14 protein-coding genes are annotated in these 19,678 nt (G+C 46.8%); 2 read left to right on the forward strand and 12 right to left on the reverse strand.

Annotated elements, in window-relative coordinates; genetic code table 11:
* Positions 1-76: 76 nt before the first annotated feature.
* Positions 77-2,890 carry a S9 family peptidase gene (locus tag BC792_RS10855; RefSeq protein ID WP_148909030.1) on the forward strand — a complete coding sequence of 938 codons (2,814 nt, stop codon included), beginning with the start codon at positions 77-79 and terminating at the stop codon, positions 2,888-2,890.
* A 194-nt stretch (positions 2,891-3,084) separates the two neighbouring features.
* Positions 3,085-5,274, forward strand: a complete 2,190-nt coding sequence (locus tag BC792_RS10860; protein ID WP_148909031.1) for a glutamine synthetase III family protein — start codon at positions 3,085-3,087, stop codon at positions 5,272-5,274.
* Positions 5,275-5,453: 179 nt separating this feature from the next.
* On the opposite strand, the gene BC792_RS10865 is transcribed toward BC792_RS10860, so the two are convergent.
* From BC792_RS10865 to BC792_RS10920, 12 genes are all read right to left on the reverse strand, one after another.
* A complete protein-coding gene (locus BC792_RS10865; RefSeq protein ID WP_148909032.1) occupies positions 5,454-5,837 on the reverse strand; it encodes a hypothetical protein in 384 nt (127 codons plus the stop codon).
* Positions 5,838-6,416, reverse strand: a complete 579-nt coding sequence (locus tag BC792_RS10870; RefSeq protein WP_148909033.1) for a DJ-1/PfpI family protein — start codon at positions 6,414-6,416, stop codon at positions 5,838-5,840. It lies immediately after the preceding gene.
* Between the two features lie 19 nt (positions 6,417-6,435).
* A complete protein-coding gene (locus BC792_RS10875) occupies positions 6,436-6,999 on the reverse strand; it encodes an NADPH-dependent FMN reductase (RefSeq protein ID WP_148909034.1) in 564 nt (187 codons plus the stop codon).
* A 286-nt stretch (positions 7,000-7,285) separates the two neighbouring features.
* On the reverse strand, positions 7,286-8,170 hold the full coding sequence (locus BC792_RS10880; RefSeq protein WP_148909035.1) for an AraC family transcriptional regulator: 885 nt from the start codon (positions 8,168-8,170) through the stop codon (positions 7,286-7,288).
* A 100-nt stretch (positions 8,171-8,270) separates the two neighbouring features.
* Complete coding sequence (gene pruA / locus BC792_RS10885) at positions 8,271-9,899, reverse strand: L-glutamate gamma-semialdehyde dehydrogenase (RefSeq protein WP_148909036.1); 1,629 nt, start codon at positions 9,897-9,899, stop codon at positions 8,271-8,273.
* A gap of 170 nt (positions 9,900-10,069) precedes the next feature.
* Positions 10,070-10,678 carry an LURP-one-related/scramblase family protein gene (locus BC792_RS10890; protein WP_148909037.1) on the reverse strand — a complete coding sequence of 203 codons (609 nt, stop codon included), beginning with the start codon at positions 10,676-10,678 and terminating at the stop codon, positions 10,070-10,072.
* Between the two features lie 174 nt (positions 10,679-10,852).
* Entirely contained in the window at positions 10,853-11,377 is a 525-nt protein-coding gene (locus tag BC792_RS10895; protein WP_246155000.1) for a DUF962 domain-containing protein, read from the reverse strand.
* 161 nt (positions 11,378-11,538) lie between these two features.
* Positions 11,539-14,640 carry an efflux RND transporter permease subunit gene (locus tag BC792_RS10900; RefSeq protein ID WP_148909039.1) on the reverse strand — a complete coding sequence of 1,034 codons (3,102 nt, stop codon included), beginning with the start codon at positions 14,638-14,640 and terminating at the stop codon, positions 11,539-11,541.
* Positions 14,641-14,651: 11 nt separating this feature from the next.
* Entirely contained in the window at positions 14,652-15,758 is a 1,107-nt protein-coding gene (locus BC792_RS10905) for an efflux RND transporter periplasmic adaptor subunit (RefSeq protein ID WP_148909040.1), read from the reverse strand.
* A 159-nt stretch (positions 15,759-15,917) separates the two neighbouring features.
* Positions 15,918-17,174, reverse strand: coding sequence for a TolC family protein (locus tag BC792_RS10910; RefSeq protein WP_148909041.1), 1,257 nt, complete (start codon positions 17,172-17,174; stop codon positions 15,918-15,920).
* Positions 17,175-17,243: 69 nt separating this feature from the next.
* A complete protein-coding gene (locus tag BC792_RS10915; protein ID WP_170250011.1) occupies positions 17,244-18,578 on the reverse strand; it encodes a sensor histidine kinase in 1,335 nt (444 codons plus the stop codon).
* An 82-nt stretch (positions 18,579-18,660) separates the two neighbouring features.
* Positions 18,661-19,341, reverse strand: a complete 681-nt coding sequence (locus BC792_RS10920; RefSeq protein ID WP_148909042.1) for a response regulator transcription factor — start codon at positions 19,339-19,341, stop codon at positions 18,661-18,663.
* Positions 19,342-19,678: the final 337 nt, after the last annotated feature.

A 19,678-nucleotide genomic window follows, 5' to 3' on the forward strand; every position in this document is an offset into this window, starting at 1 on the left:
AAAAAAGTTAAAACATCCTGCTTAATTTACGCATTTTTTGTTTCTTTAAGCTGAAAAATAAGTTTTAATTCACAATATGCGAAAAAAAATAGCCGTCCTCGGCATTTCCTTAACGCTCGCCTCCGGAGCAATTGCGCAAAAACGGCCACTAGACCATACGGTCTACGACAGTTGGAAAAGCGTCAGCCAGATAGAAGTCAGCAAAAGCGGACAATTCATTCACTACCAGATTGTGCCCCAGGAGGGCGATGCGCTCTTTCAGCTGAGAAGCAGCAACAATGACTTGCTATTCTCGGTGCCCCGCGCCAGTGGGGCTAAACTGACGCAGGGCGAATCATTTTTAATTGCTTCTATCAAGCCCATGTTTGAAGAGACCAGACAGGCCAAGATCAAAAAAAAGAAGGCCGACGACATGCCCAAAGATTCGTTGCTAATCATCGACCTACAACGTAAGGACATATGGAAAGCTCCCAATGTCAAGTCCTTCAAACTTGCCCATCTTAAAAACGACTACGTCGCATACCTAACCGAAGAAAAAAGGTCGGTCAGCGTGACCACTGCCGATACCACTTCTTCTGCCTCCAAGGCCAAGCCAGCTAAGGAACAAAACGTGGCCATCCTTCATTTAAAAAATCTCCTTACAGGTGATACGACAAACTTCTGGAAGGTTGATCAGTATGCTTGGAGCCCGAATGAGCAGCAGTTAGTGTTTACAAAAAAAAGCGACCCAAAAGATTCGTTGTCCACGGACGCCGGCGTATACATCTACGATGTCACCAACAAGAAATTGAAGAAAATAAGCCACGGTCGGGGTAACTACAAAGAACTGCGTTTCGACGACCAGGGCACGCAAATTGCTTTTTTGGCAGATAAATCTCCTGAAAAGGCACTCGTCAAAGATTTTAAGCTATATTATTATACGCCTCAGCTGGATACGGCCCGTATTGTCGTAAGCCAACAGAGCGCGGGTATGCCGGCGCAGTGGCATGTCAGCGGCGATGCAACACTAACCTTTAGCGCAGACGGCCATAAGCTTTTCTTTGGACTGGCACCGATTCCGGCAGTAAAAGATACCACGCTGGTTGAGTTCGAACATGCACAGGTGGATATCTGGCATTGGAAAGACGATTACCTGCAGCCACAACAGTTGGTCAATCTGAAAAGAGACCTGTCCAGAAATTTCCTTGCAGTGGTCTATCCCAAAGACGGCGGCCGGATTGTCCCGCTTGTTGATGACACGTTTAATAGGACAAGCACCAGTGACGACGCAAATAGCGAATGGATACTGGCGACGACAGATTTCGGCAAACGCATAGAATCGCAATGGGAAGGAAGAACGTTGTCGGATGTTTACATCGTCTCGTCGCGCTCCGGTGCGCGAAGACTCGTGAAGGCCAACCTCAACGGATACGCATTGCTATCCCCCACCGGAGCGTTTGTTATCTACTTCGATAGGGACCTTGCAAATTGGTACAGCTATGAGGTTACCACCGGAAAGACTGTCTTGTTAAACGACGGCGTACCGGTAAGTTTTGTGGACGAAGAGAACGACTCTCCCAACCTGCCGGGTCCCTATGGTGTGGCGGGCTGGTCGGCAGAGGGCAAACATATATTCCTCTATGATCGGTATGATATCTGGAAATTTGAGCTAAACGGCCGAAGCAAACAGCTGCTCACAAACGGAGAAGGACGCGCAACGCGCACAACGTTCCGCTATATCGATCTTGCCCGCAAGGATCACCCCCGCTACCAATCGACATTAATCGGGGACAAACAGCCCATCTTCCTGACCGGCTTTAACGAAGTTACAAAGGAAAACGGGGTATTTACGGCACATCCCTCAAAGGCAAGAAAGCCGGAGGAGGTCTTCGTGGGCGGGTTCACTTATCGGTCGTTTAAAGCCTCTGATGATCTGCAGACGATAGTTTATACGAAAGAGAATTATACGCATTCTCCGGATGTTTACGCTTCCAAGCGATTCAAGCAGGAGATCAGGCTAACAGATATCAATCCGCAGCAGCATTCGTACAACTGGGGCACGGCAGAGCTGGTTAGGTGGACTACACCGTCTGGATTCGAGGCTGAGGGTATTTTATACAAGCCGGAAAATTTTGATCCCGATAAGAAGTATCCTATTATTGCTTATTTCTATGAAAAGCTCAGCGATGGGCTGTACACCTATCAGGCGCCGGCTCCTACTCCATCACGGCTAAATATTCCATACTTTGTCAGCAACGAGTATCTGGTATTTGCTCCCGATATACGTTATGAAATCGGCTATCCGGGAAAGTCTGCCGAAGAATATGTCAACTCGGGCATGCGTTATCTGGCTCAAAACAGCTGGGTAGACTCCACGAAAATGGGAATTCAGGGACAAAGCTGGGGAGGCTATCAGGTGGCGCATTTAATAACGCGGACAAATATGTACGCCGCGGCTTGGGCCGGCGCGCCGGTGGTTAACATGACTTCAGCATACGGCGGTATACGTTGGCAGACGGGACTGTCCCGACAGTTTCAGTATGAACATACGCAGTCCCGTATAGGAAAGACGCTCTGGGAAGACCGGAATTTATATATTGAGAACTCGCCGCTGTTCTTTCTGGATCGCGTGACTACACCGGTAGCTATTATGCATAACGACAACGACGGCGCGGTTCCTTGGTATCAGGGTATAGAAATGTTTACCGCGTTAAGAAGGCTGCAAAAACCGGTCTGGATGCTCAACTATAATGGCGATGAACATAACCTGATGAAAAGACAAAACAGAAAGGATATTCAAATCCGGGAGGCACAGTTCTTCGACCACTTCTTAAAAGGCAAACCCGCGCCACAGTGGATAAAAACCGGTGTCCCCGCAACGAAAAAAGGCATAGACTGGGGGCTACAATAAAAACCAAAGTAAAAAACAAACTGAAAATGCGACTTTGTTACAAAACACGGTCGCATTTTCTATTATATCACAAAAAAAACATATTAATTTTATATTTTTTTCATTTACGCTATTTGTTTTTTAAAAATAAACGTACATTTACAACGCAAAACAACCAAGAACTGTATAAAAACAATAAAACTATTAAATAGAAAATGTCAAGCCTAAGATTTAAAGCAGCAGAGTCAGCCGTTTCTCGACCTCTTGATGATGTTAAAAAAGTAGAATCTTTAAAAGCTACCAGTATCTACGGAAAGAACGTATTTACAGTAGCCAAAATGAAGGATTACCTATCGAAAACCACATACAAGGAATTGATAGAGTTTATCGAGGAAGGCTCCCAGATCTCCAGAGATATCGCCGACCATATCGCACAGGCCATGAAAACCTGGGCTATCGAAAATGGGGCGACACACTACACCCACTGGTTTCAGCCACTAACAGGAACAACGGCAGAGAAACATGACGCTTTCTTCGAGCCTGACAGCAATGGCGAAGCCATCGAGAAATTCACCGGCGACGCGCTTGCACAGCAAGAACCTGATGCTTCGTCCTTTCCCAACGGGGGAATCCGCAATACATTCGAAGCACGCGGATATACGGCCTGGGATCCATCTTCTCCGGCGTTTATTTTCGAAACTGTCGCCGGAAAGACTCTGTGTATCCCTACTGTATTTGTATCATACACAGGAGAGTCTCTTGACTATAAAGCACCATTGTTGAAGGCTATCGCTGCGATCGATAAAGCGGCGACAGATGTGGTTCATTATTTTGACAAGTCCGTAACGAAAGTAAATGCTTCTTTAGGTATTGAGCAAGAGTATTTTCTGGTCGATCTTTCTTTATTTCATGCGCGCCCAGATCTGCAGCTTACCGGTCGGACCCTTTTTGGACACATGGCTGCGAAAGGGCAGCAGTTGGAAGACCACTATTTCGGAGCCATTCCCGAGCGTGTTCTTGCGTACATGGTTGATCTTGAAAACGAAGCGTTAAAACTTGGTATACCATTAAAAACGCGTCACAACGAGGTGGCCCCTTCACAGTTCGAGTGTGCTCCGATGTATGAAGAAATCAACTTGGCTATCGACCATAACCAGCTGTTGATGAACTTGATGGAACAAGTAGCTATCCGTCACAATTTCAAAGTATTGTTGCATGAGAAGCCGTATAGCGGCGTTAACGGTTCCGGTAAGCACAACAACTGGTCGTTAATTACCAACACAGGCATCAACTTATTATCTCCGGGCAAAACGCCTAAAAATAACCTGATGTTCCTGACATTCTTCGTAAATACCATCAAAGCTGTTTATGAGAACGCCGACTTACTCCGTGCATCTATCGCGAGCCACAGTAACGACCACCGTCTTGGAGCGAACGAAGCACCTCCGGCAATCATTTCCATTTTCCTAGGCTCCCAGCTGGATGAGATTCTAGAAGAAGTGGAGTCGGCACGTGTTGCAAAGAAAGTGAAGAACGAAACGAATTTATGGCACGGTATTCCTAAAATTCCAGAGTTGAAGCTCGATAACACCGACCGTAACCGTACTTCTCCTTTTGCCTTCACAGGTAATAAATTTGAATTCCGTGCCGTGGGATCTTCGGCAAATGCGGCCCTTCCAATGACTATATTGAATGCTATTGTAGCGGCACAGTTGATCGAATTCAAAAATGAAGTTGACAAACAGATCAAAAAAGGAACTAAAAAGGATCTGGCATTATTGAACGTTGTCCGCAAGTACATCAAAGAATCTAAAGCAATCCGCTTCGAAGGAAACGGTTACAGCGAGGAATGGGCAGCAGAAGCGGAAGCCCGTGGCTTGTCGAACATCAAGTCGACACCAAAAGCACTTGATGTATACGTGAAAGAAGAGAGCTTGGAGTTGTTCGAAAAGCTAGGCATCTATTCTAAACGCGAGTCGGAAGCCCGCCACGAAATTCTATTAGAAAACTTCTATAAAAAACTGCAGATCGAAGCCCGCGTTATCGGCGAGGTTGTAACCAGCCAGATTGCACCGGCCTGTTTCGTTTATCAAAACGAACTTATCGAAAACGTGAAAGGACTTAAAGATCTTGGGCTACCTAAAGAGGCGTATAGCTCACAGCTGAATTTAGTGGAGCGTATCTCTAAGCATACAAACCTTATTTTGGAAAAAGCAGAAGAAATGCGCCAAGCTCGTAAAGAAGCGAACAACATTGAAGATGTACGTGAAAGAGCAATTGCCTATGACGAAGTGGTAAAACCATACTTTGATGAGATCCGCTATCATGTGAATAAGCTGGAGAAAATCGTGGATGACAACAGATGGCCTTTACCAAAGTTACGTGAGTTATTGTTCTTACGCTAAGATTAGACGACTACTAACCACCTATTAATAAGTCGGCGCCCAACTTTTTTTGTTGGGCGCCTTTTTTTTCCGCACGCTGCGTATATTGTTACAGGTTGAAGCACAAAAAATAACGGTTCCTATCCCGAGGCTGTCTATTCCTGCCGGGAATATCCATAAATCATCGACTTCCGGTGGAACTAACTATCTTTGTCTTTTCCTGTTCTTTTCAAGATCATGACAGCTTCGTATTGTCCGGTATCATAGTGGGGCGGATCAATAGCGAGCTTGGTCGGAAAAGGCTTATTTTTGTCGAAAAAATAAATTTTCGTCACGCTACCATAGTCGTTCGTCGGAAACATGTCCGCACACACTTCGTATTTCGCGTTCGCCATGTCGCCAACTGTAACGGCATATACGCGGATGATGCCGCCCTTATTCTGCTCGTTACGTACGAAAGCTACCTCTTTAAAATCTCCGGGAAGGTCCTCAATGGAGGGTTGGCTGAACGCCTCCCAAATGCCGTAGCCGAGCAAGACAATCAGTCCCGCGGCTATCCACCATAACTTTTTATTTCGTTGCATCTACACGTTTATGGTTACTCCTAACAACTTATAAAATTCCTTCAGAATCGCCTGATGACCGGGCCACGCCGGCGAAGTTACGAGGTTTCCATCAACCACAGCCTGATCTGCGGGCACGTTTTTCCATGTGCCTCCCGCTAGCTCAATATCAGGGCCGACAGCAACATATGCAGTCAATGTACGTCCTTGGAGAACCCGCGCTGTCGTCAGTACCTGTATACCGTGGCAAATGGCAGCCACGGGCTTATTTGCCTCAAAAAAGTGCTTTGTGATTTCGATAACCCGATCGTTTAACCGGATGTACTCGGCCGAACGGCCGCCGGCAATGTACAGGCCGTCATAATCCGTCGGATTCACAGCATCAAAATCCTTGTTAATTGCAAAATTATGCCCCCGCAGTTCTTTATAAGTCTGGTCACCGGTAAAGTCGTGAACAGCGGTAGGCACCACATCGCCGCTTTTCCTATCAGGTGCGATAGCATCAACGTCAATACCGACGGCTCCCATAGCTTGAAAAGGAACCATTGCTTCGTAATCTTCTACGTAGTCTCCGACTAGTAATAATACTTTCTTTGCCATATGATTTCTGTTTAGTGTATTAAAGTCCTTCTGCCATCCGTTCTTTCAAGACCCGCTTTGTTTTCCGGACCTTTGCTTCCAGCTGGCTTCTTAGCAGCATATTGGTAACGCCTTTCCCTTCCTCAAAGTTTTGATAAAACTCAGGCAGGCTAAAAGTCTCTAGTATTTCGGCACCGTCGAAAGGCAAGCGCGCCGTCGCTATATCGAGCACACTTTGGCCGCCACGCCGGCCAGGGCTTGTCGCCATAATAAATACAGGCTTTCCGTTATAGATCTTCCTCCCCGGAATCCGCGACACCCAGTCGATTAGACTTTTATACGCCGCGGTATGGTTGCCGTTGTTCTCCGCAAATGAAATCAGTATAAAATCGGCAGCATCAATTTTATCAGCGAACGCATAGGCTAGAGCCGGTATCCCTTCTTCTTTTTCGAGGTCTACCGAAAAAATGGGCATCGCATAATCATTGAGGTCCAGAATCTCGACCGTGTCGTCGGCTTCCTTATAATATTTACTGACGCTTGTTACAAATTTTCTGTTAATCGACTGACGGCTGTTACTCCCTGCAAATGCTAGTATGTTCATAAGTAAATAATTATTCAGTCCTGTTTGCTTTCAGTGGCATTCATGAACTCACTTCGTTCGTATGCTTGTCTCTGCGAGTACATGCATATTTCATACTTGATGTATCCGTTTCTTAAAGCGTGGGGCATAGCTGTTTTCCAGCCCTCCCTCCCGGCCAGCGTTCGGCCAAGGGCTGAGTCCGCTTACGCCGCCCAGCGCAGTTCATACATCTAAATTTACTGTAAATAAAATTCAGGCGGAAAAAAATGTGTGATTTTCGTGTAAGATCTATTCGTCTTCCTCTTATTTAACGCTCAACGGCGTGCTGGGCGATGAACTCGGAGGGGGATTCTTTCATGATACTTCGAAAAACCCGATTGAAATGCACCGCGGTATTGAAGCCACACTGGTAAGCCGCTTCCGAAATACTCTCTACCCGTTTGTTAACAAGAAGCTGACAGGCCTTCTCAATACGTATTTCATTCAAAAAGGAGACAAACGTTTTCTTGGTATGTTTTTTAAAGAATTTACAGAAAGCTGTCGGTGTCATGTGGATAAGGGAAGACACCTCCTCCACCGTAACATTGCGTTTAAAATTATCGATTGCGTACTTGATTACCGTGTTTATACGTTGTCCGTCGGAGTCATGAAACTCTATTTTATGCAATCCGGAATAGAGGGAGATCAATTGCTTTTCACGGTAGCGGAGGTAATCAAATATCTCTAAAATCTTTATCAGCTTATGGGGGCCCTCATCCCGATGTAGGCTCGAAAAAGCGTCGCGGATCGCTATGGCAAACTCGGCCGGTAAGAGTTTGCTGGCAGGAATGTGATAAAACAAGCTACGGATCGCCTGCAACTCCGCCATCTCAAAAAAGGGAGCCAGCCTCTCCAGCGAGAAAAAAAGATGAACAATATGTATCGACTGTTCTTCCTCAGCATTTTCTCCCTTGAAAAATAGGTGTGGGTCGTTCGGTTTGATTAGAAAGATCTCATTCTCCAAACACGGTCGGATCAGGTTTCCGATCATAAAGGAACCATTGCCTTTCAGCAGATAGCTCAGCTGAAACTCGCGATGCCGATGGTAATAGCCATAAAACTCGGGGCCGATATCTTCCATCACATAAAAGGCGCCGTCGCCGTGCGCCGGAACCGTAAACTCGATGGGCCTGCGGTAATCGTGGTTCTTCATAAGAAGTGGTATTATAAAAAGCGAAAAGATGGCACCATCCGAAAAATCTTATGCTGCCATCTTTTCTATTTACAACAGCGCCCTAGGGCATCTGCTATCTTTATCCCAAAAACGGATAGCGATAATCCGTATCAGGATGGAAAGTTTCCTTGATTGTACGAGGCGAAACCCAGCGCAACAAGTTAATCATGGAGCCAGCCTTATCGTTGGTACCTGACCCGCGGGCGCCGCCAAATGGCTGTTGTCCTACCACTGCTCCGGTACATTTGTCATTGATATAGAAGTTTCCTGCTGCGTTGCGAAGTGCATGTGTAGCTTCGTTGATCGCATAGCGATCCTGCGCGATAATAGAGCCTGTCAGCGCGTAGATCGAAGTCTGATCTACCAATGTCAATGTCTCGGCCCAATTTTCGTCTTCGTACACAAAAACCGTCAATACCGGACCAAATAGCTCTTCGGTTAACGTTTCGTAATCCGGAGTCTTGGCCACGATAACGGTAGGGTGAATAAAATACCCTTTCGACTTATCATATGTCCCTCCGATAACGACTTCGGCGTCGGCACTATTCTTTGCGCGCTCGATATAGGATGTTATTTTATCAAAGGCTTTTTCGTCGATAACGGCATTGATAAAATTGCCGAAATCTTCCGTCCCTCCGATCTTGAACGACGCAATATCGGTCTCCATGCGTGTCCGCAAGTCGTTCCACAACGATTTAGGAATATAAGCCCGGGAAGCAGCGGAACATTTCTGACCTTGATATTCGAAAGCACCGCGCACCAGGGCGGTATTTAATACCGCGACATCCGCAGTGGGGTGTGCAAGTATGAAGTCTTTTCCTCCGGTCTCTCCCACGATCCGGGGATATGTTTTATATCGGTGAATATTCTCCCCAATGGTTTTCCAAATATCCTGGAATACGCCTGTGGATCCCGTAAAGTGAATACCAGCAAAATCAGGATGTTTAAAAATCACATCTCCCGCTTCAGGGCCTGACACATACACCAAATTGATTACACCGTCCGGCAGGCCAGCTTCCTTAAACACCTTCATCAAAACATTTGCCGAATAGATCTGTGTATTAGAGGGCTTCCAAACGACCACATTACCCATCATTGCTACACACGACGGCAGGTTTCCGGCAATTGCCGTAAAGTTGAAAGGCGTCAGGGCAAAGACAAATCCCTCTAAGGGACGCTGTTCTACCCTATTCCACACGCCCTTGCTGTTGGCCGGCGGCTGCTGTGCGTAAATCTCCGTCATATACGCTACATTAAAGCGCAAAAAATCGGTGAACTCACATGCTGAGTCGATCTCCGCCTGATATGGGTTCTTTGACTGCCCCAACATGGTGGCAGCGTTCAGTTGGTAACGGTACTTCGTGGACGCCAATTCCGCTGCTTTTAGGAATACGGCCGCCCGCTGCTCCCACGGCAGACTTTCCCAGTCCGCTTTTGCCGCCAACGCTGCTTCAATAGCCTTCTCGACATGCGCCTTATCACCCTGGTGGTAATACCCTAACACATGTTGGTGATCATGCGGTGGCGTAATTTTAACTTTCTTATCTGTACGAATCTCTTCGCCTCCAATATACATAGGGATGTCCGCTTCCTGTGCTCTCGCATCTTGAATAGCGGCTTCCAGCAATGCTCTTTCTTTCGTTCCCGGAGCGTACGAGTAAACCGGCTCATTGCTCGGTGCGGGAACATTAAAAAATCCTTTTAACATAACACTTGTTGTTTAATTACAATGATAAAGTTATCCATTCCCGGACGAATATCGTTTACAGATTATAGCAGACCATAAACAAATATTGCCTGAAATAATAGATAATAATCTAAATATAGGCAAATATACGTTATTTACCGGTAGCAATCAACCGCAGTAATCCGATAAGACTATCCGCTGCTGCGCTCAATGAGCACCATCAACAGGACGCTCAGCAGCAGACGCTCTTCCTCGCCGCCTTGCTCGGCCAGTCGATGAACGGTAAATCTACGTCCAAAAAAAGAGGGTTCTTTCCGGATCTCATACTGTTCGACTCCGCGCAGATCCTTCAAAAGATAAGAAGGGTTGAACATATAGCCTGACAAAGCACCGATGATCGGGATCTCGCCGAAAAGGCCGTCCCACATCTTTGTCCATGGATTTTTCTCTGTAATAGTATAGTCATGCTCACCGGAGGAATTTAAAAGGTAAAACGTCGATCGCCACAGGGACCTTAGTGACTTCCGCCTTACTTTGCCTATCACGCGGCCAGTATTGTCTGCGATGGTAAACGTCTGCCGGAAATCAATCAACTTATTGGATACGAGCTCATACAATACCTCGGAACTGGACGAGTCCCGGTACACCCTTACCGTATCTCTAAAGGTGAATATTTTCTCCCGGACATAGAATAGACTGTTGCCCAAGGCGTCGGTTGCCTCAAAATCGTTAGCGATTGTTCCGATCTTAAACTTAAATTGGAGCGGGTAAACCAGTGGGGTAAAAAGCGACCTTTCCATCCTATCATAATTTAGCAGCATTAAACTTACACAAAATGTTTTACATGCAAAAACACCTTGAATAATACTGGGTGTTATAATGCCCCGGTGGAGCAACAGGCAGCGCTTAGCGTTGGTCAGACTACGGCAGTACCGTGTGTCAGGCTTGATCGGGTGACTCCCGACTGAAAAGGGTTAATATTTGATCTTGAGTCTTTCGAACACTTTGGACCATAACCAAATCGGCCCGATGGTTATTAAGCGCCAAACCTCCTGAAATGACATCTGATGCCCCTTTCTAGCCTGGAAGAAAAGGCCGATAGCACCCACAAGTGTCAGACAGAGGGCCACCGACCACACTGCAGGTCCCCCGCCCCGTTCGAGGTACTCCAACTGTACAATCAAGAAACTCATTATACCTATGCTGAACAACATGGCGTAGGACAAGGTCGGTGCCAACCGCAGGTAAAGGTAGATCACAACGGCGATGTAAAACGAACCCCAATTTAAAAAATTCTGCATATTCATTCGCTCCAGGAGTGCCAGCTTCGGAAAGGGTATCATCCAGACCAGCGCCAGCACACCGAAGAACAGCAAAGCCAAAAAAACACTATAAACAATCCTATCTCCCGGAATAATCCGCTGATCTAACTCGTAGAAATACCGGTCTACAGGTCTTTCAAACGTCGGTTTTATCAACTTCTTATTTTTCTTTTTCATATGCATTCAATTTTCTCCCCTTACGCATACGCATATATTGTTTGACGTTTCCGCCCACATACATGTGTATTTGACGCCGCAAAGTTACATATTATCCGCGGCAGGTGCGGTGCCCCCGGCCAGAAAAAGCGTTATCGATATATCGGGCTTAAAAAGACCGTCTACAGACGCTTCTGCGACGATTTTTTATTCATCCAATAAAAGACCACCGGGATAACCGTGAAACTGAGAATTAAACAGATTATCAGCCCCCCAACAATCATGATCGCCAGCGGCTTTTGGATTTCGGATCCCATCCCTGTCGACATCGCTGCCGGCAGCAGGCCCATGGATCCCATAAGCGCAATCATAACGACCGGTCGTATCCTGCTCTTCACGCCGGTCTGTATGGCATCCAGCAAAGGCATCTTTTGCCTCATATTATCCCTAATAACGCCTATTAATACGATTCCGTCTATGGTTGCAACGCCAAACAGGATAATGAATCCGATACCGGCAGAGATTCCGAAGATCGTTCCTGTTGCCCATAGGGATATAAAACCACCGATAAAGGCGAAAGCCAAGGTTAGGGAAGATATGAGTGTGTCTTTTAAGTTGCCGAAATTAAAATACAGCAGCAGCAATATCAACGCCAGACTGATGGGGACTACGAGTGCAAGTTGCTTTGCGGCACGCTCTTTACTTTCGAACTCGCCGGCCCACTCCATGTGATTTTCCTGAGGCAGTTTTACTTCGCGGGCGACGGTTTCCTTAGCTTCGGCGATGGTACTACCTAAGTCCCGGCCTTCGATGCTGAAACCCACCCCGATATATCGGCTGTTTCCTTCCCGGTAAATGAAGGCAGGTCCTGTCTGGTACGCTATCGTTGCTATTTCCTGCAGTGGTATACGCTGCCCATTACTTGTTGGGATCAGAATGTTCTTAATCTTTTCGGGTGTGTCGCGGTAAGCTTCACTGAAACGTAGAACCACGTCAAACTGCCGATCTCCCTCATAAAACTTCGTAGCGGCCTGGCCGCCGATAGTCATGGCGATCACGGCCTGTACATCTGCAGTAAAGACGCCATATTTAGCCATTTTTGAGTCGTGTAGCTGTATACGCAGCTCGGGAAGACCGATATTTTTGTATACGTTGATGTCTTTTATTCCATCGACTTTTTCGATAGCCGTGGCCACACGGTTGGCATAATTCTCCAGATCATAAAGGTCGTCTCCAAAGATTTTGATAACCAACGAACTCTTCACGCCGGCAACATATTCTTCGACGTTGTCCTGTATAGGCTGGCTAAACCCAAAATTTATACCGGGATAGTGATTCAGCTGCTCCCGCAGTTCCTGTATGATGTCGTCTTTACTCACCTTACGCTTCCATTCACTTTGATCCTTCAGCTGTACGTTAAACTCTATGTTAAAGAAACCTGTCGGGTCTGTTCCGTCGTTCGGACGCCCTGTCTGCGTAAATATAAAATCGATCTCTTCACAGCTCTTCACCATGATCTGCTTCATCTCCTGGGTCAGCCGCGTTGACTCCTCGAGATTCACGCTGTTGGGCAAGGTCGCCCTGATATAAATGGCACCTTCGTTGAGCTTGGGTAAAAATTCGGAGCCGTAATGCAAAAACTTCAGCATACATCCCCCCAGAATTACGATAAAGATCGCGACAGTCGTCTTCTTGTAGGAAAAGGCTTTATCAAAAAGCGCGTAGATGCTCCGTTGGAAAAAGCGTGTTACCCAGTTTTCCTTTTCGTCCATACCTTTTGTGAACAGAAGCTTACACATCGCCGGAACGTATGTCAGGCTGAGAATGAGCGATCCGAGCAGCGCATATCCCAACGTGAAGGCCAGCGGCGAGAACATCTTTCCTTCCACCTTCTGAAATGAAAATATAGGCAATAAGGCCACGATCAGGATAATTAGCGCGAAGAATATATACGACGCCACACTTCCGGCACTCTTCTTGATGACACCCAGTTTACTCATCTTGGCGAACCGCTCAGGTCCCACACGATGAGATAGGGTGGCCATTGCCACGAATACGGTTTCTACAATAACGAGCGTGCCTTCCAGCAGCAGACCAAAATCCAGTGACCCCATGGAAATCAGATTGGCCGGAAGCCCTTGTATCTTCAGCATAATGATGGCAAACAGGAAGGACAGCGGAATCACCGAAGCAACAATAAATGTTGATTTCCAATTATATAAAAAGATAAAAACAATCAGTGAAACCAGTAGAATACCTTCGATTAAGTTCCGGGAAACGGTCCGAACGGTATTATCTACCAGCTTGGTTCGGTCTACAATACTTTCAATCTTCACGCCATCCGGTAGCGTTCTGCTATTTAATTCCTCGATTTTATCTTTCAACCGTTCGATGACGGCCGAAGGATTCTCGCCGCGCAGCATGATTACGATACCTTCGACAACGTCATCCGCTTCGTTAAAACCTACCTGGCCGAGTCTCGGTTTGTTCGATACGACGACATCGGCGACATTTTTAATCAAAACCGGTGTCGAGCCTTCCAGCTTTATGGTGATATTACCAATATCTTCCAATTTATCCAGCAGGCCTACCCCCCGCACAACGTAGGCCTGGTCGCCCTGTTGGATAACATCGCCGCCCACGTTGATATTCGATTTGGACACCGCTTCGTACACGTCCAGCGGAGACAGGTCATAATTCTTAAGTTCAGTGGGGTGAATACGGATCTCATAGATCTTCTCTTCACCGCCAAAACTTACGACGTCCGCTACGCCGGGCACCCCAAGCAGTTCCCGCTCAATAACCCAATCCTGAATAGCTGTAACTTCTTTCAGGGGCAGGTCGCTACGGATTATGTATCTAAAGATCTCACCCGTAGCGCCCGATGGGGGCTCGATGGAAGCTTCGGCGCCTTCCGGCAGATCTACCCCCGCCAACTTGTTGGACACATATTGCTGTGCATAGAAATCGTCGACATCGTCTTCAAACTGCACCGTTACAACAGAAAGTCCAAACAGGGAGATCGAACGGACGTTACTTTTTCTAGGAATGCTGTTCACCTCTTTCGAAATAGGCAGGGTAACAAGCTTTTCCATTTCCTCGGCACTACGTCCGGGCCACTGGGTAATGATGCGGGCCCGCGTATTTGTAACATCGGGAAAGGCTTCGATAGCTGTATGCCGCAGGGCGTAGATCCCGCCGAACAGCAATATCATCACTGCGAACAATACGACTGTGGTATTACGTAATGAAAACGTAACAATCTTTTGTACTAGTTTTTTCATGTTTCCCCCTTTTACCTCGGCTGGCTCAGCTGTTCAAAAATCAACAATGCGTTAGAGCCTATAACGCGTTCGCCCTCCGCGAGCCTTTCCGCTATAAAAGTATATTCTTCATTGGCAGCCACAGGCTTAATGCGCCGCACGTCCAGATTGCAATCGTCCTTATACACTACGATGTATTCTTTGTTGTTGCTAAACACCTTGGCCCTATTTGGAATCGCAAAAGCGGATCCTGAGTCGTTCTTCATATTAATAATGATATCCGCGCTCAGGCCCGGCATCAGATTCAGGTGCTGGTTGGATAAAACAACGCGGGCCTTCAGCACATGTTCGTTATCGTCGAAAACGTTGTATATTTTGTCGATTTTCCCCTGATAAAACTGATCGGGATATGCTATGGTGCGCACTTTAACTTCGTCTCCAACCTTGATGAAGCGTAGATTGCTGGCATATATGTTAACCATCACCCATACCTCTTTTAAGTTGGAAACCGAAAAAAGAGGATCACTATCCGGCGTTATCGTCTGTCCTACACTAACCGATTTTTGGATAATATATCCGTTCTTGGGCGCCAGAATCTGGAAAGCTCCTCCACCGACAGCCCTATATAGCTGTAAACTTTCGTTGACGCGGTCTAGTTCAATCCGTGCACTTTCCAGCTCATGCTCAGCTGCAAGGACTTCGGGCGCTGCTACGAGGCCGTCTGCAGCCATCTCTTTCTTGCTATTTATCTGCTTTTCCAGCAGGCCGATCTGATTCTCCTGATAACGCTTTTGTTGGTGGAGTTCCTGGATCTGTGCCGACTTTATCGTGGCCAGCACCTGTCCTTTCCGCACATAATCGCCGAGTTCGAACTGCACACTCTCGACCACGCCGTCCAGCAGCGTACGAAAAGCCACCATATCGTTCTCGTTATACTCTATCTTACCCGACAGTGTCAACTGCTCGCTGATGGGCTGTTCGGTCACATCAATAATTTCTGTCGATTGCTTTAACTGATCGTTTATACAAAATCCTTGCTCTATTTCGGTTTGAGCCTGCTCCTGTGCAGCTTTCGGACCGCAACTGAAAAGTAAACTTGTCCCTGTTACAGATAGCAAAACACCGATTCTTATTTTCATATCTCAATAATTAATAAATCATTCCTGTTGTTCGTGATGGCAAGCATCGCCGATGAGCGCCAAATTAGGCCTCCGCGTGAGCGCTTTCCCCGTTCTCACCCACCGCACCGATCGGCTTCATAACGCCTGTCGGCACGCTGTCCAAGACATCTCCTCTAATCAGAAATCGCTGCCCACCAAGTATTGTAGTTCTTCCAACGTGGTGTTGTAGTTTTCCCAGACATCTAAGAAGGCCCCATGTGCCTCCCGTGCTGCCTGAACGAAGTCTATGAATTCCATGAGCGTGATCTGCTGCCCCTGCAAATGTTTACGGTATCGGTCGACCATGGCCTGCTGTTCGTGGATAGCATCAGCCGACCAATCCTGCAGCATACGTTCATATCTTAACAGCTGATCTCTGCGCTTGCGCACGGCCGACTCTAGCTCCCATTGCAAGGAGGCCTGTTGGGCGCGTTGCAGCTCGACAGACTGTTTTGCCGCTTGAATGTTGCCCTTGTTTCTGTTGAACAGCGGCAGATCCATACTTACGCCGAGACCTACGAAGTCCTGCATGATATTTCCGCCACGGTCATAGCCAACCTGCAGCGTTAGATCGGGCTTACGGTTAGCTTTTTCGAGCCGAAGCTCAGCTTCCGCCTGCTCCACTGCCGTCAGCTGCCGCTTCAAGCCAATATTTTGGGATAACGCCAAGGATACGACGTCGGCAGGAAGTCGGGCGAGACGGCTTTCGAAGGTATTTCCATCTTGCAGCTGGTCCACGGTAATATCGTCAAGCTGCGTTAGCACCCTTAGGACGTGTATGGAGGAGGCAATATCGTCTTCCAGCTCCAACTGTTCCTTACGCAGGCTGATGAGCTCGGCCTGTACCCGCCTGTAATCGGCCAATGATACGTTTTGTTGCTGCGACTGCCGTGCGTACTGTCGGGAGAGCTGTTCGAATAGGTCTACCATGGCGCGTAACTGCAGCAGGCTTTGCTTCTGGCTCACCACATGGTAGTAGGTTTGCCGCAATTCCTTCTTTAGCTCGCGCACCAATTCCTCGAACTCGTGTACGGCCATGCGGTGTTCCAGCTGTTTTACCGCGACTCTTTTTTTGCGCTTGCCGGCTGTTTCGATGAGCTGCTCGAGCTCTATCGAAACCTGCTGTGTCCGGCCATAGCTGCCTAGAAGAGGCGGCATAGTTTCACTCGTCGCGTTGGACCATAAGTTAAACTCGTCAACGGATAAGACGGGATTGGGCCAAAGCTTCTCCTGTACGACTTCTGCTTCTGCCCTGCCAATGTCGAATTTGGCCGCGATAAGCATGTAGTTGCGGCTAAGAAACTGCTGCTCCAGCTGCTCTAGCCCATACGGTTGCGCTTGGGCTGACACCGTAACAGCTCCGACACACATCAAGAAAATATACAAATACTTCACCTGTTAAACGTTTCCTGCAAAGCTAGGGCTGACGGATTAAGGCGGATTTTAAGGTGGATTAGAATTGCATTAGAAATGTAGACGGACGGTTGTCCCCCGTCCTTCAGAAAGGATCGTAAGACCTATCCGATGTAAAGTAAATATCACGTTTGCAATAGAGAGCCCAACTCCCTTGCCGTGATATTGCTGCGTATTGTGCCCTCGGTAGAAGTTCTGCCTGATGTTGTGGAGATCATTTGCCGGTATTCCGATCCCTTGGTCTACGATCAGGATTACAAGCCGGTCGTCTTCCTCCTTGAATATTATTTTGACGACCTGGTTGTCGGAATATTTGATTGCATTTTCGAGGATATTTCCGATAGCCAACTCCAGTAGCTTTTCATTTCCTTCTACTGTCAATAAGGTATTGTCCTCCAGCTGTATATCTACTTCGATTTGAGCACGGTGATACAGAATCATATTCTCAATTAAACGCCACACCACTTCGTCAATCCGAAGCACGCTAAACTCGAAGCTTGTCTTTGCTCCCGACAACAGCATCATCTGATCGAGGGTTTCCTGTAGATCGGTCGTGTACTGTTGCAGCTGATGAATTACCTGATTGTATTCTGCTGCCGACCGCGGCTTGTTTTTGGTGACTTCCAACGTGCCCAACAATGCCGTAATCGGCGTGCGCAGCTCGTGTGAAACGTAATCTATAAAGTTCTTCTGCACATTAAACGTCTCTGCGATACGCATGACAAAATGATTATAAGTCTCTACCAGATCTTCGACCTCTGTATATGTCTTTGAAAGTGACAAAGGTTCGTTGAAATTTCGGCTATCCCGGTCCTTGATCTGTCCTATGATTTTTACGATGGGCTGATAAGCGATATAACTAAGGTATTGCGAAAATAGGAAGATAAAGAGCATTCCCAGAAGGAAAACAGCCAGCAAAATCTGAAAGAGCGAAGACATCTGTCCATTGAACTTGTCCTTAGGCTCCCGCGTAACGACAACGAAGTCGCCTTGGTTATCCCGGTAAAAAATACCGTTATAAAAGAACGAATCCGTAGAAAAAAAAGCATTCTTCGTAACACGGACCTGTTCCAAAAAGGCTTGGGAAATTTCTGCCGTCGACACCATATCTCCGCTATGCCTATTGTCCAGGCTATCAAACACGGCTATGTTACGCCTCGAAATGGTTTTATAAAGCTGATTCCGGACGTTGGTATGTTCCATAAAAGAAAGCTCATCCTGTTCAAGGTAATATATAGCGGCGAGCAGTGATTTGCTTTCCAGCGATTCATTCTCTTTCTCTTCCATCTGTGCATAATAGGCAAAATAAATTATCGCCGAAAATGCCAACATTACGACACTAAATATCGCCACGGAGTATAAGGAAAGCCTATGCTTCAGTTTCATGTAATAATCAGTTGCGCGTATATGTATTCTTTGCCGTAAACAGCCTCATAGTCCGCTTAAAGTTCCAACAACCGTCAAGGCACTATGATGCTTTAAACATGTATCCCACCCCTTTTACGGTATAAATGTACTTGTTACCATTCTTTTCGATTTTATTACGCAGATAAGAAATATAAACGTCTACTACGTTGGTATGGTTGTCGAACGTAATGCCCCATACGGCATTAAGTATCTGCACCCGCGCAACCGTCTTATCTATGTTTTCAACGAGGTAGTTGAGCAATTTGTATTCTCTTGGAGAGAGATCTATCTCTTCTCCGGACAGCGACACTTTATATTGTTCCAGATTGATGATCAGTTCGCCGAAGTGTAATTCCGCCTTTGGCGTCTCCTGCTGCTGGTATTGCCGGCGTCTCGTTAACGCACGGATGCGGGATAGCAGTTCGTCGAAGTGGAAAGGCTTGGTCAGATAATCGTCGGCTCCGTAATCCAAAGCCGTCACCTTATCCTGCACGCTGTTCAATGCACTCAGCATAAGAATGGGGCTGTATACTTTCTTATAGCGAAGTGTCTGCATCAGCTGGACGCCATCCATACCTGCCAACATGATATCCAGGATAATGAGATCCCAGTCTATATTTACATAATGCTGCAGCACGTCTTCTGCGTTTTTGCACAAAGTCACCAGATACCCGCACTCCTCGAGTCCTTTAATGAGGAAGTTGCTGATCCTGTTATCATCTTCTACCACAAGAATTTGCATAGGCGAGTTTTGTCCAAAAATACATATTTTGTATGAGCTAGCCGCTAAAGGAACCATATTCTAACCCACTTTTAATAATAAACCTCTTTAAGAGACCTCCCTTACAAGGTTGGCGGGGTTTCCTGCAATACGCCCATCGGTTCTCGTGGTCCGACACTCCCGCTCTGGGTGACAATGTCAGAAAACAGCCTTTATTTTGTCGATATAAGCGGCATAAATAAAAAAAGAAGGCGTCTAAAAAGAAGGGCACTGAAAAAGTCCCCTTAGAAAAAAGGCTAAAAAAAGGAGTGGAAAACAGCAGTTTTCTGCTCCTTTTTTCGTATCTTAATGTAGGCTT

The organism is Sphingobacterium allocomposti (assembly GCF_008124885.1).
In the GTDB taxonomy this organism is placed as follows: Bacteria; Bacteroidota; Bacteroidia; order Sphingobacteriales; family Sphingobacteriaceae; genus Sphingobacterium; species Sphingobacterium allocomposti.

Bases quoted from the DNA above. Each gene is read 5' to 3' on its own strand.
- BC792_RS10855 (WP_148909030.1), top strand. From the start codon at position 77: ATGCGAAAAAAAATAGCCGTCCTCGGCATTTCCTTAACGCTCGCCTCC.
- BC792_RS10860 (WP_148909031.1), top strand. From the start codon at position 3,085: ATGTCAAGCCTAAGATTTAAAGCAGCAGAGTCAGCCGTTTCTCGACCT.
- BC792_RS10865 (WP_148909032.1), bottom strand. From the start codon at position 5,837: ATGCAACGAAATAAAAAGTTATGGTGGATAGCCGCGGGACTGATTGTC.
- BC792_RS10870 (WP_148909033.1), bottom strand. From the start codon at position 6,416: ATGGCAAAGAAAGTATTATTACTAGTCGGAGACTACGTAGAAGATTAC.
- BC792_RS10875 (WP_148909034.1), bottom strand. From the start codon at position 6,999: ATGAACATACTAGCATTTGCAGGGAGTAACAGCCGTCAGTCGATTAAC.
- BC792_RS10880 (WP_148909035.1), bottom strand. From the start codon at position 8,170: ATGAAGAACCACGATTACCGCAGGCCCATCGAGTTTACGGTTCCGGCG.
- pruA (WP_148909036.1), bottom strand. From the start codon at position 9,899: ATGTTAAAAGGATTTTTTAATGTTCCCGCACCGAGCAATGAGCCGGTT.
- BC792_RS10890 (WP_148909037.1), bottom strand. From the start codon at position 10,678: ATGGAAAGGTCGCTTTTTACCCCACTGGTTTACCCGCTCCAATTTAAG.
- BC792_RS10895 (WP_246155000.1), bottom strand. From the start codon at position 11,377: ATGAAAAAGAAAAATAAGAAGTTGATAAAACCGACGTTTGAAAGACCT.
- BC792_RS10900 (WP_148909039.1), bottom strand. From the start codon at position 14,640: ATGAAAAAACTAGTACAAAAGATTGTTACGTTTTCATTACGTAATACC.
- BC792_RS10905 (WP_148909040.1), bottom strand. From the start codon at position 15,758: ATGAAAATAAGAATCGGTGTTTTGCTATCTGTAACAGGGACAAGTTTA.
- BC792_RS10915 (WP_170250011.1), bottom strand. From the start codon at position 18,578: ATGAAACTGAAGCATAGGCTTTCCTTATACTCCGTGGCGATATTTAGT.
- BC792_RS10920 (WP_148909042.1), bottom strand. From the start codon at position 19,341: ATGCAAATTCTTGTGGTAGAAGATGATAACAGGATCAGCAACTTCCTC.